General features: G+C 61.6%; 7 protein-coding genes. All 7 read right to left on the bottom strand.

What is annotated here, in order from left to right; all coding sequences use genetic code 11:
• Positions 1 to 37: 37 nt before the first annotated feature.
• Positions 38 to 1,315, bottom strand: a complete 1,278-nt coding sequence (locus ACYVHT_RS16785) for a sugar MFS transporter (protein ID WP_460554392.1) — start codon at positions 1,313 to 1,315, stop codon at positions 38 to 40.
• Positions 1,316 to 1,359: 44 nt separating this feature from the next.
• Positions 1,360 to 3,963, bottom strand: a complete 2,604-nt coding sequence (locus ACYVHT_RS16780; protein WP_460554389.1) for a beta-mannosidase — start codon at positions 3,961 to 3,963, stop codon at positions 1,360 to 1,362.
• A gap of 20 nt (positions 3,964 to 3,983) precedes the next feature.
• Positions 3,984 to 6,884, bottom strand: a complete 2,901-nt coding sequence (locus tag ACYVHT_RS16775) for a glycosyl hydrolase 2 galactose-binding domain-containing protein (protein ID WP_460554386.1) — start codon at positions 6,882 to 6,884, stop codon at positions 3,984 to 3,986.
• Positions 6,881 to 8,584, bottom strand: a complete 1,704-nt coding sequence (locus ACYVHT_RS16770) for a DUF5060 domain-containing protein (RefSeq protein ID WP_460554383.1) — start codon at positions 8,582 to 8,584, stop codon at positions 6,881 to 6,883. Before ACYVHT_RS16770 ends, ACYVHT_RS16775 begins: the two co-directional genes overlap by 4 nt.
• A 54-nt stretch (positions 8,585 to 8,638) precedes the next feature.
• Positions 8,639 to 9,601: a glycoside hydrolase family 26 protein gene (locus ACYVHT_RS16765; RefSeq protein WP_460554380.1), complete on the bottom strand. Its 963-nt coding sequence runs from the start codon at positions 9,599 to 9,601 to the stop codon at positions 8,639 to 8,641.
• 75 nt (positions 9,602 to 9,676) lie between these two features.
• Positions 9,677 to 10,543: a DUF5018 domain-containing protein gene (locus tag ACYVHT_RS16760; protein ID WP_460554377.1), complete on the bottom strand. Its 867-nt coding sequence runs from the start codon at positions 10,541 to 10,543 to the stop codon at positions 9,677 to 9,679.
• A 164-nt stretch (positions 10,544 to 10,707) separates the two neighbouring features.
• Positions 10,708 to 12,180 (bottom strand): RagB/SusD family nutrient uptake outer membrane protein, encoded by a 1,473-nt coding sequence (locus tag ACYVHT_RS16755; protein WP_460554374.1) that lies wholly within the window; start codon positions 12,178 to 12,180, stop codon positions 10,708 to 10,710.
• Positions 12,181 to 12,196: the final 16 nt, after the last annotated feature.

Raw genomic sequence — 12,196 nt, 5'->3', positions numbered from 1 at the left:
TAGAAGGTTGTTTTAAAGGCGCCGACCATTCATTAGCTCAGGCATTAGCGACCCGCCGGCTGCCGCGCAGCCCATACCACATGATGTAAGCATAGCACAGCACCGGCAGCAGCAGCGCGAGGCGCAGCCCAAAGTGGTCGGCCAGCGTGCCGAACAGCAGGGGCACCAGCGCTCCGCCCACGATGGCGGTGCAGAGCAGCCCGGAGCCTTCTTCAGTGTGGCGGCCCAAACCAGCTACAGCCAAAGTGAAGATGGTGGGGTACATCAGCGAGTTCATCAGGCCCACGGCCAGCAGGCTCCACATGGCTACCGCGCCCGTGGTATTGATGGAAATGAGCACCAGCGCCACCGCGCCCACGGCATTCAGGGCCAGCAGCCTAGTGGGCGAGAACTTGTTGAGCAGGTACGCGCCGGCGAAGCGGCCTACCATGGCCGCACCCCAATAAAAAGCCACTTTGTTGCCGGCTGCCGTCGCATCGAGGCCCATGACGCTGGGCATCGCTACGTAGCTCACAATGTGTGAGCCGATGGCCACTTCGGCCCCCACGTAGGCGAAAATGCCCACCACGCCCAGCAGCAGGTGGCGGTACTGCCAGGCGCTATGATGATGGGCGCCAGTCTGGGCATCATCGTCGGCGACATGGGTTATGACGGGAAGAGCAATACGACTCAGCACCAGGCTGATGAGCAGCAGTGCCACCCCAATAACGAGGTAGGGCAACTGTACGGCGGTTACGTCGATGCTGGCTGCGGTGGTAGCGTTATCGAGCTTAGGCAGATGGTTCAGGATAAGGGCACTGCCCAGCAGTGGGGCCAGTGTGGTGCCCAACGAGTTGAAGGCCTGCGTGAGCGTGAGGCGGGCCGAGGCTGAGGAAGGCGGCCCCAGGATGGCCACGTACGGATTGGCCGCTACCTGCAGCAGCGTAATGCCCGACGCCAGCACAAACAGCGCCCCCAAGAACAAACCGTAAGCCCGTTGCGCGGCCGCCGGGTAAAACAGGAAGGCACCAACGGCCGCCACCCCAAAGCCCAGCAGCATCCCGCGCTTGTAGCCCAGCCGCGCCACCAGCTTGCCGGCCGGTATGCTCACCAGAAAATACGCCCCAAAGAAGCACAGATTAATCAGGTTGGCCTGGGCGAAAGAGAGCTGAAAAATGGCTTTCAGGTACGGAATCAGGATGTCGTTGAGGCAGGTGATGAAGCCCCAGAGAAAGAACAGCACCGTTACGGCGCTCAGAGCCGAGGTATAATTGGTGGTAAGGCCGGTCGCAGCAATGACGGTAGCGCGGGAAGCCTGGGCGGGAGGGGCAGCCATGAGAAACAGGAAGATGCAGAGAGAATTAGCCGGTGATTTCTGTCTTAAAAAGCATCGGCCAGCGACTGCAGGCGCAGCTGCCGCTGAAGTTGCTGGGCCGAGGTGGGGCCGAGGCTACGGAAGGTCACGGTTCTGGGTTGGCCGGGCAGCAGGTCGAAATAGTTGTCTTCAAAAAAGCCGTCGCCTTCCGCGAGCGTCAGGTTCACGTCGCGGGCCAGGGTTTTGCCTTGCAGGATGAGCTGGTAGGTACTGTCGGTGAGCGGCTTCCAGGCGGTGGTGATATCTGGGTGGGGCAACGTCATTTTTTTGGGCGCGGCGAAATAGTGGGTGCTGGTGGCCAGCGTGGTGCCGTCGGCAGCCAGTACTTCGCAGCTGAGTACTACCTGCTTGGGATTATGGCCTTTCAGCAGCTTTTTTCGGGGGATGTCGAGGTAGACTTTACTGGTCAGCGGCTCGATTTGCAGGGCTTGGGTTTGCTGAAATAAGGCGCGCCCGGTGAAGTCCAGCAGGCGCACTTGCAACTGGGCAGGCATGGCGGTGAGGCGGTCTGACACCACGTAGAAGCGCACGTTGTCGCCTTCTTCGTGCGGGCTGAGCAGCAGGTCGGCGTAGAAGCGCTTGGCGTAGTACTGCAGGGCTTTCCAGCGGCCGTAATAGTCAATGGACGACCACGAGGCTGCGCCCCAGCAGTCGTCGAGCTGCCAGTACAGCGAGCCCATCACGCGGGGCCGGTTGCGGCGCAGGTGCTCGGCGGCAATCTTGATGGCGTGGGCCTGCAATACCTGGCTCACGTAGAGAAACGAGGGGAAATCCTTGGGCTCGCGGAAGTCGCGCCGCAGGTATTCGAGCAGGCGCGGGTTGCCGGCTTGGCTGCGCTGGTGCTCGCGCATGACGGGCGAAGCAATATCATAATCGGTGGGCGCAGCGAACTGCTGCACCGATTTCAGCTCGGGAAACGACTGGAAGCCGTACTCGCTCATGAAGCGCGGCACCTGCTTTTCGTAGGCCGAGAGCGGGTCGGTGCCGGCCCACACGGCCCAGTAGTGCATGTCGCCGTTGTTCTGGTGGCTGGCCAGGTCTTCGTAATTGGCCGAGGGGCTGGAGGGCCAGTAGAGGCGGCTGGGGTCGTGGGCGCGCAGCACCGCCGGCAGCACGTCGTTGAACATCCGTAGATAGTCGCCCCACACTTCCTTCTGATGCGCGGCCCCGATGATGCTGGGGATGTTCCAGTCCTGCCAAGCTACCTCGTTCTCATTGTTGCCCACCCAGATGGCCAGGCTAGGGTGGTCGCGCAGGCGGCGTACCTGGTAGGTGGCCTCCTCCCGCACATTGTCCACAAACTCCGGGTTGCCGGGGTAGAACGTGCAGGCGAACATGAAATCCTGCCAGACCAGCAAGCCCAGCTCGTCGCAGGTGTCGTAGAAATAATCGTTCTCGTAGATGCCACCGCCCCATACCCGCACCATGTTCATGTTGCAATCTTTGGCCGACTGCAATAGCTGGCGGTAGCGCTGGTTGGTGACGCGGGTGGGGAAAATATCGGCCGGAATCCAGTTAGCCCCCTTGGCAAAGACCGGGATACCGTTCACCACAAATTCGAATGACTTGCCGTATTGGTCCCGCTCCCGGCGCACTTCCAGCGTGCGCAGGCCGATGCGCTTGCGGGCCGCATCCAAGGGCCGCCCGCCCTGTACCAGCCGCGCCGTAAAAGTGTAAAGCGCCTGTGCCCCGTAGCCCGCCGGAAACCAGCGTTGCGGCTTGTCGAGCCGCATTTCGGCTCTTATTTGCTGCTGATTGGATTGGAGCGTCACGGCCTGCTCCAGGCGTGGTCCCACGGGCTTTCCGTCCGGTCCCAATGCTTCGATGAGCAGCGTAGCGGCGGGGTTTCGCAGGGCCGCTGCGCCATCGTACTCCACTACAAAGCCGAGCTGCGCGGCCTCGTCGCTCAAGCTGCGTTGCACCACGTGGAAGTCGCTGATGCGCGCGTCGTCCCAGGCTTCGAGCTGCACCGGCTGCCAGATGCCGGCCGTGACGAAGCGCGGCCCCCAATCCCAGCCGTATTGGTAGGGCGCTTTGCGGGTGTAGGGGCTCAACACGGGGCCTTTGTCGTCCACCACGGCCATGGCCTGCTCGTCGTTAGTAGCGTAGAGCGGAAAGCCGTATTTAGCCGGCAGGCCGACCACTTCATTCAGCGGCGAGCGAAAGTGGAGGTGCAGGCGGTTTTCGCCGGCTCGCAACTGCGGCTTCACGTTCACCCGCCACTCCCGAAACATGTTGTCGGTGTGTAGAATAGCGGCGTCATTCAGCGTCACGTCGGCGTAGGTATCGAGTCCCTTGAAGACCAACTCCAGATTGGAGCGGCGCAGCGTTTCAGGGGTGACGGTAAAGGTTGTTTCGTAGTCCCAATCGGCCTTGCCAATCCATTGCTGCTGCAGCTCATTATCGCGGTAGAGCGGGTCGGCAATCCGCCTGGCGGCCAGCAAATCGGTGTGCACGCTACCGGGCACGGCGGCGGGCAGCCAGCCCTCCTTGCCCGACTGGTGAAAGCGCCAGCCTGCAGTTAGGAGCTGTGTGGTTTCCGCGGTTTGATCGGCCGTGGTTTGGGACAGCAAGCCGGCCAGAAAAAGGAGCAGTAGGGAAAGGCGCATGGCACAAGTGGCGGAATAGATTAGCGGCCGTTGTAGGCTTCGGCCAGCAGCTGCAAAGCCGCGGGCGGGACCGAGGCCGGGTACTGAACGTCGATAATGCGATGCTCGCCCGGCAGCAGCGTGAAGTAGCCATCCGAGAAATAGGTCGGCAAAACGGGCTGCTTTTGGTCGTTCAGCAAAGTGAGGCGCACGGCCACGGCGGGCGTGGCTGCGGGGTTCACTAGCTCATAGGTGAGCGAATGAGCAGCCGCATTTTGCCGAATCAGACGCGGCGCCAGCGACACCGGCGGCATCGCGTTGAAGGCTTGGAAATCGCTCGTGGGCGTGGACTTCTGCCAATAATCATTGGTGGAAATCAACTGGCCGGCCGCATCCGTCAGTTGCAGACGCAGCAGGTACACGGCAGGCAGCGTGGCCGGCAGCTGGGGCGTGAAAACGGGCGTGGCCTGGTTGGCTAGTGCCTGCACAGCGCGGGTTTCGGTGGCGAGCAGTTTTCCCGCCACGTCGTAGAGCGTACAGGCTACTTGGCCGTTCGCCAGCGGCTTCAGCGTGGTGTTGACCACCACGGCCTGGTGGTCGTCCAGATTCCATTGCACGTGCACGGGTTCGCAGGCTTTTTGCGCGCCGAAGTAGGCGCCGTGGGTGGCGTAATCCCACGAGTACAGCTGCCAAATCATGCTGGGCCAGGCCGGGTGGCTCATCCAGAGCAGCACGCCGCTGGCGTTGCGCCAAAGGCGGCCGTTCCAAGCCTCAAACATGGCGCGGTGGTGGTCATAGTTCAGAAACTGGACTTTGCGGGCGAAATCGTCGAGGCCCGTGGGCGCGCCGTAGAGGCGCATCACATCGCCTAGGTATTGCTGCTGGTGGTGCTCGGCGTGCAGGTCGTGGTAGTACCAGGTGTCGCTGATGGGCCACTGGTCGGCCGCCGGAATGAACTGGCGGATGGTGCGGGCCTCAGGCACCGAAAAGGTCCCGATTTCGGTGGTGAAGCCCTGGGCCAGCCGCCGGGCGTATTCGGCGGGGTCCGGAAAGTAGTTCCAGGGGCCGCTGGTGCGCAGGTTCAGGTTACGCGAGTTGGGCTGATAGTAGCGGGTACCGTCTTCGGTGGCGATGAGCCGGGCCAGTGGGTCTTCGAGGGCCGCGGGTGCGTAGCCCTCGTTGCGCGGGCACCAGATGGCAATGCTCGGGTGGTTGCGGTAGCGCCGCACCACGTCGGTCGCATTATCCATAAACAGCGCGTTGTCCGTCGGCTCAATATTGAAGCCCTGGGTCGACAGCCAGAAGTCGTTCCAGACCAGCATCCCATACTCGTCAGCCAACTGGAAGAATTCCTCCTCGGTGCTCTCGCCTGTCCAGTTGCGAATCATGTTGAGATGAGCCAGCTGGTGCAGCTTGAAATAGGGTTCCAGCCGCGCCCGCGACACGCGCTTGCGAGCATCATCCATCCCCCAGTTGCCGCCCCGGCAAAAGATGCGCTGGCCGTTCACCTTCAGCACCAAATAGGGCGCGGCGGCCGGCTCTGCCACGGGCGTAAAGGCAGCCTGGTCGGCCCCGGGGCGCAGGCGAGCTACGGCGACTTCCGGCGCTACCTCGCGGCGGTTCACGTTATCAAAAAGCAACTGGCCGGCCGGCGCGCGCAGCGGGCTAAACTCCACCCGCCGCCCCTCCCCCGCCGGCATGTCCACCGTCATTTCATACGTTAGCTCCCGCATGCCAAACCGCACCGTTTGCTGGTCCGAGAGCTGATTGCCGGCCGCCACGCTTAGCTGCATAGTATAGAGATTGGGCTGGCCGTAACCGTTGGGCCACCACAGGCGCGGCCGGCTTAACCGAAGCGGAGCAAATTTGGCGGGGTTGAAAGCTACCTGCCTGTCGCTCAGCGCAGGTACCGTAACGGTCTGGCGAAAGGTCTGGCCTTCAAGCTGGCCGGTTACGGCTACCGTCTGCGGCTGGCGGCTGGCGTTGTGCAGCGTGGCGCGCACCGTGAGGGCGGCCCGGGTGGTGTCGGGCAGCGGCAGGTCGGTGATTATCTGCGGGTCGCGCAGGGTGACGGGGCCGCTGAAATGCAGCTGCACATCCTGCCAGATGCCGCTGTTGCGGTCGCGAATGCCGGGCATCCAGTCCCAGCCTTCGGAAGCCATGAAGGTGGGCCCGTCGCCGGCCAGCGCGCCGCCGTTCGGCCCCTGCCCGGTGCGGGCTGACTCTTCGTGCGGAATGCCGGGGTGCGGCGGCGGCAGAATGCGCACGGCCAGCACGTTTTCACTGGTCGAGTTCAGCAGTCCGCTCACGTCAAACTCGCCTCGGCGGAACGCCCCTTTGATATTACCCAGCCGCTGCCCGTTCAGCCACACCTCGGCCTGGTAGTTAATGCCCTCAAAGGTCAGCCAGGCGCTTTGCTGGCTCTTTTCGGCCGGCACCCGAAACCCGATGCGGTACCACCATGGCTGGCGGGCCAACGTGTCGGGAATGTGCAGGTTATTCAGCCCGATATACGGGTCAGGATACACACCCTGGTCGATGAGCGTGGTCAGCAAGGTGCCGGGCACGGTGGCATTGTACCAGCTGGCACTGCGGAAACCGGCTTGACTGATAGCCACGCCAGTCGCCGGCACGTCATTAGCGGCTGCCATTTCCCAGCCCTGCGTGAGGCGCAGCCGGCCATCGGGCGCGGCGACCAGCACAGTGCGCGGCGGCACTTTCGGCCGGCGCATGGGCGGCGTGAACGGCGCTTGCGCCTGGGGCAGAATGGCCGGGTCCTGCGGCCGGGTCAGGCCATAATTAAGCTTGGGCTGCTGCCCGTGGGCCGCGGGTTGTTGCAGCAACAGGCCCGCCCCAATCGCCACGAGCAGCCAGCCCAAGCGAAGCCGGCGGCCCACCACCGCCGGCTTACTGCTGTTGATAAAATCAGTTCCATTCCTCATAAGGCCCGCACTTTGCTTCCGGCCGTGATGATGAGCACCCGCTCCTGCTGCGGCCCCAGCGTGAGGGCGGGCATCGTGAGCTGCTGGTCTTTCAAGGCTAAGCCGGTCAGCTTTTGATATTGCCGGGTAGTGGGCTCGAAGGATTGCGCGGTGAGCTTTTTGGCACCGGCAGCGGGGAAAGCGGCGGCCGTGGCAACGGGCGCGGCAGTGTTATTAAGCAGGTACACGAAGTAGGTATCGCCGCAGCGCATCCCGAAGCTCTGCACTACGCCACTATTCACGTCGAACGGCTCGAAGTCGCCGTGGCCGGCGGCCAGCATCCGGTCGCTGATTTCGCGCACGCCCCGGAAGTACGGCGTCATCTGTTGGTCATCGAACAGTTCCCACCACCACGTCATCGGCAGCACGGGTGTGGGGCTAAACAGGCCGTACCACAGCCCGCGCCGGTAGTCGTAGTTGAAGCCGTCCTTGTAGGCCGGGTTGGCATCTTCCCAGCGGAAGCCGAACTCGCCCACCACGTAGGGCTTGCCGAAGGTCTGGATGTAATCGGGGTAGATGGCCGGGATTTTTTCGGTGTGCTTGTAGATGTGCTTCTGGTTGAAATCGAAGTAGGCCACCGAGCTTAGCCCCATGATGTCGCGGTGCGAGATGCTGGTGGTGACCAAGTGCTGGTAGGGGTCAATGTCCTTGAGGTAGCGGCTCATTTCGGCGTGCCAGTGCGTCACGGCGGCGTGCGGAATCAGCAGGCTGTCCTGCTGCGTGTACACGGCGTTGTCCACCTCGTTGAAGAACTCCCAGGCGGCGATGTTGGGGCTGTAGCCCCAGCGGGCCACGATGTAGCGCAGCTTGTTCTTGTATTTCTGCTGCGCGGCGGGCAGCGTGAAAAACTCGGTAGGTGTGCGGGCCGGGCCGCCGTTGGCCTGGTTGTAGGGGCTGTTGCGCCAGCCGCCTTTTTCCATCAAATGGCCGTGCCAGTCAAGCGTGAGCATGAAGTACAACCCCAGCGAATCGGTGAGCTGCACCAGCTCGTCCATGCGCTTGATGGCACCCGGGTGGAAGTAGTCGGTAGAGTTGACATAGCGCTTCGTGGAGCTCACTTTGGGCCACTCCAGTGGCAGGTTCCAGTAGCACATCCAGGTGCGGAAGAAGTTGGCCCCGTTCTTCGCCAGCGTGGGCAGCAGGTAGTCATAGGTGAACTTCTGGTCCTCAAACGAGCGGGATTCCCAAGCCACGTTCTCCCCAATCCCGCGGAACAACTCGCCGTTGTCAAACCGGAAGGTGTAGAGGTCATTCTTGTGCAGGAAGCCCGGTTTCTTGCCCGCCACCACCGTGAAGCTGCTGGCCGCTGATTCCTCGGTACCCGCCTTGCTGGTCAGCCGGAAAAAGCCGGTATATACCCCCAGCATCTGCGGGGCAAACCGCACTTTCCAGCGCGAGCGCGGCGCAGCGTTCTGCTCGCAGTAGCCGGGCACCACCACCGGCAGTCCGTTCGGCGCGGTCAGCACCAAATCGAGGCTTACTTCCTGCTGATTGTACGGGTTTTTGAACGTCGAATTGAGCGTAATATCCCACTCGGCCTTCTCGTATTCGCGCACTGGCGCGGTAGTCAGCTTCGTTGAGCCAATGATTTTTTGCGCGTAGCCAGCCGGAGCCGCTAGCCATGCCAGCAGCCCGAGCAGTAGCCCTTTCCAGTTGTTCATAGCTGTTGTATAGCGGGTTGCGTATTCGTGCGCTACCGGGTCACCTCTTCCCGGCTACCACTTCGGCAGCTCATCGCGCGTCAGCACCTGCGGCGCGTCGTAAATGCGCTTGATGGCCTCGACGGAATTCTTTTCCTGCACCAGCTCGGCCCAGCTCATGAAAAAGGTCCAGCGGGGCTGCGCGGCCAGGATTTCCGGCGTGGGAAGGGTGGCGCACTCGCCGATGGCCATAGGCTTCGAGCCCACGATGGGCAAGATGTAGTCGTACCACGATTTGTTGTAGCCCTGGTCGTACACGTCGAAGGCGAAAACGTCCCAGTAGCCCTCGCCGGGGTTATATTGGGCAAAGTCGCGGCTCATGTCCTGCATGTCCCAAACCCAGATGAGGTTGGTCAGGCCCTTGGTTTTCTGCAGATAGTCGTGCGTGATTTGGTAGAGGCGGGCGGTGCCGTTGGGGCCGGGCCGGCCGCCCCACCAGAACTTGCCCTGATTCATTTCGTGCAGCGGCCGGAACAGCACTTCTACGTGCTTGTCCTTGAGGTATTGCAGATATACGGCGATGCCGTCCATGCGGGCTTTCCAGGCCTTGTTCAGCGGCGTACCGTCGGTAATAAGCTCCTGCCACTGCGCGTCGGTGAGCAGTTGGTTGAGCAGGCCGGGGTCCCAGGCGCAGGGCTCGCCGGGGCCGGGCGGGCAGGCGTGCCACATGATGTTCACCACGGCGCCCCTGCGGTACTGCTTACGCGCCTGCTTTATCATCTTCCAGCGGTTGTCGATGTTTTCCTGCTGAAACAAGAAGTCGCCGCTCCACAGCGCCGGGTACTTGCCAGTGGTTTTCCGGATGAAATCCGTCCACTTGGTGGGCTCCGCGTTGGGCTCCTTGTTGTGCTGGCCGGCCAGGGTTTTGGTGCCCGAGATGCTTTGCAGGTAGGGTAGCACCCGAGTGGACTGAGCTGCGGCACTAGTCGTAAAAAAGACCGACGCCCACAGGAAATGCTTGAAAAGGGAAGAAGTCATGCCAGCCAAAAAACAAGAGCGGCCCTCGGATGCGCCGGAGCCGCTCCTGTGCGGTGTGTGAGAGAATGAGAACGACTATTTGCGCAGCATGTACCAATAGGTTTTGGCGCCGCCGAGCTCCTTTTTGCCCCCGTCACCGTTCCAGTCGATGTCGTAGGGCTGCACGTTGAAAGGCATTTTCAGCGAACGTTTGTCGGCGCTGAATTCCAGGGCCACGGTTTTAGTCTGATTAGTGCCGGGATTGAAGGTGATGGTGTTGTCGGCGAAGTTGCGCATCCATGTGCCCTGGTTGCGGGGCAAGCGACGGAACTTGTAGTTGTAGTCAGTAGTGCCGTACATGAAGTTGGCAAACTGCCCGTCGGCCCCAGCCTGGTGGTTATAAGTACCGGTGAGCTTGCCGTCGGCCGTGACACCGGTCACGACAAAAGTGAGGGTGTTATCCAGCTCTTTGCTGGCATCAGGAATGTTGCTGGCTAACGTTTTGATGCCGTTCCAGCCCCAGCTTTCGCCCTCGCCGATGAAGTACTGAAATTGCAGGTTGGTCACCGACCAAGTGCCATCAAGGTCCGAGACATAGTCCCGAATTTCCACCGTCCACGGTCGGGTTTGGCCCGACTGCGAGGTGACGTTGAATGTCCGGGTGCGGTTGGGACCCGAGAGGTCGATGGGCTGTCCCGAGGCGGGGCTAACCTCCGCGTGGTAGGAGGTTTCGATACGTGGGGCCACCTTGGTGAGGTCAGTGCCGGGCACTACGTACACCACCACTTTGCCCATGTCGGCGGTGCGGGTGATTTCGGGTACGCCAACCTGGCCCTGGGGCAGCACGAAGTCAGTAATAGCGCGCTCGTTGCTCACTATGTCTTTGAACGGGTCCTGCTTACAGCCACTCAGGAGGCCGGCAAATGCGCTAGCGCTTAGAAGGGTAATTTTTAGGAATTTCATATTGCTGGTGGGTTTTTGAGAATTGTTATGCGGTCATGCAGAGCATTCTGCGCATCAAGCAGAGACGAAGCATCTCGCGTGCAGTAGTAAATCAATCGAATGGATTGCGTTGCGCACGCGAGATGCTTCGCTGCACTCTGCATGACGGCCTTATTTGACCGGTTCTACAGCAGCGCGTTCAAGTCCACTTCGCGGGTTGGAATGGGGAAGTAGTAGGGGTCGCCGGTGATGGTTTTGCCGTAGCGTTGCACCAGGATTTCCTCCATTTTGTGCGTGCGGCGCAGGTCAAACAGGCGGTTGGCCTCAAAGCACAGTTCCCAAGCCCGTTCCTGAATCACGGCGTCGCGGAAGGCGGTGGCGCTTAGGCCCGGCGTGAGAGGCGCAATGTTGGCGCGGGTGCGAATACGGTTGATGGCGGTGTAGCCGTCGGCAGTAGGGCCACATGCTTCGGCGTAGAGCAGCAGCACGTCGGAGTAACGCAGTACGGGCGTGTTGGCGCTGGTTTGCTCGCCCACCTGCTGGGGGTCGAGATACTTGCGGGTGAAGGGGCGGCTGTAGTCGGTGATGCCCAGCGTGCGGGTCACGTTATTCACCGTTACCGTGTTCGGAATGAGGTCAATTTTGCGCTTGTCGGCCGGGTCGAAGCTGTTGTAGAGCGCGCCTTCGGTGAGGAAGTGGTTGTAGCCCGATTTCACGGGGGTGCCGTCGCTCAGAGTGAACGTGGCCCCGTCGATGTAAGGAATGAACATCAGCGGCAGCTTCGAGTAGTTGCCCTCCGATAGGCCAGTGCGGTCCACAGCCACATCAAAAATATGTTCAGGGCCGTCCTTTTTGGTCACGTCGAAGATGTCCTTCAGGTTAGCAGAGAGGCCATAGCCGGTGGCAGTGAGGGCGCTGTTGGCCATCGTTTTAGCTTCGGAGTAGAGGCCAGTGGCGTCGGTTACAAAATCGTAGCCTGGCGTTCCCGTCTGCTTCCCAGACGCGAGTGTGGCGTCTACTTTGGCAAGCAGGCCCCAGGCGGCGACGCGGTTGGCGCGGCCGTCGCGGCGGGTCAGGTCGGTGAGGGCGATGGCCTGCTTGAGGTCGCTGGTAATCAGGTTGTAGATATCCTGAATGGAAGCCTTGGCCGCATCGGTCTGGCTGAGTGAGGTGACGGGCGCCGTGCGCAACGGCGCGGAGCCAAACAGTCGCACGATGTTGAAGTAGTGCAGCGCCCGAAGGAAGTAGGCCTCACCCACCAGCTCGTTGCGGTTCGCCTCGCTCATGTTGGCTACGTTTGGCACATTGGCAATCACGGCGTTGGCGCGGTTCACGCCGATGTAGGCATAGCGCCAGGTGGTGGTCAGGTCTGCGTTGTCGGCGCGCACAGCCAGGCGGTCGAACTCGAAGTTGCTGGCGCCGGCATCGGGCTTGAGGGTAATGTCCTCGGTGGGCAGCTCGGTGACGGTGATGAAGCCACGCGAGTAGTATTCAATCTCGGGGAGGATGGCGTAGGCGTAGATGAGCGCGGCGTTGGCATCAGCCTCGGTTTTGTAGAAGTTGCCCTGCGATACGAAGCCGTAGGGGTCTTCCTGGAGCGAGCAGCCGGCCGACAGTAGCAGTGCCCCGGCCAGACCTAATTGTTTGAGAAGTTTCATGGTGGGAATGGAAAAG

This window comes from Hymenobacter daeguensis (genome assembly GCF_054780555.1).
This window is presented reverse-complemented; position numbering and strand designations above follow the sequence as displayed.

Coding starts and splice junctions, on each gene's coding strand:
- ACYVHT_RS16785 (WP_460554392.1), bottom strand. CDS start 1,315: ATGGCTGCCCCTCCCGCCCAGGCTTCCCGCGCTACCGTCATTGCTGCG.
- ACYVHT_RS16780 (WP_460554389.1), bottom strand. CDS start 3,963: ATGCGCCTTTCCCTACTGCTCCTTTTTCTGGCCGGCTTGCTGTCCCAA.
- ACYVHT_RS16775 (WP_460554386.1), bottom strand. CDS start 6,884: ATGAGGAATGGAACTGATTTTATCAACAGCAGTAAGCCGGCGGTGGTG.
- ACYVHT_RS16770 (WP_460554383.1), bottom strand. CDS start 8,584: ATGAACAACTGGAAAGGGCTACTGCTCGGGCTGCTGGCATGGCTAGCG.
- ACYVHT_RS16765 (WP_460554380.1), bottom strand. CDS start 9,601: ATGACTTCTTCCCTTTTCAAGCATTTCCTGTGGGCGTCGGTCTTTTTT.
- ACYVHT_RS16760 (WP_460554377.1), bottom strand. CDS start 10,543: ATGAAATTCCTAAAAATTACCCTTCTAAGCGCTAGCGCATTTGCCGGC.
- ACYVHT_RS16755 (WP_460554374.1), bottom strand. CDS start 12,180: ATGAAACTTCTCAAACAATTAGGTCTGGCCGGGGCACTGCTACTGTCG.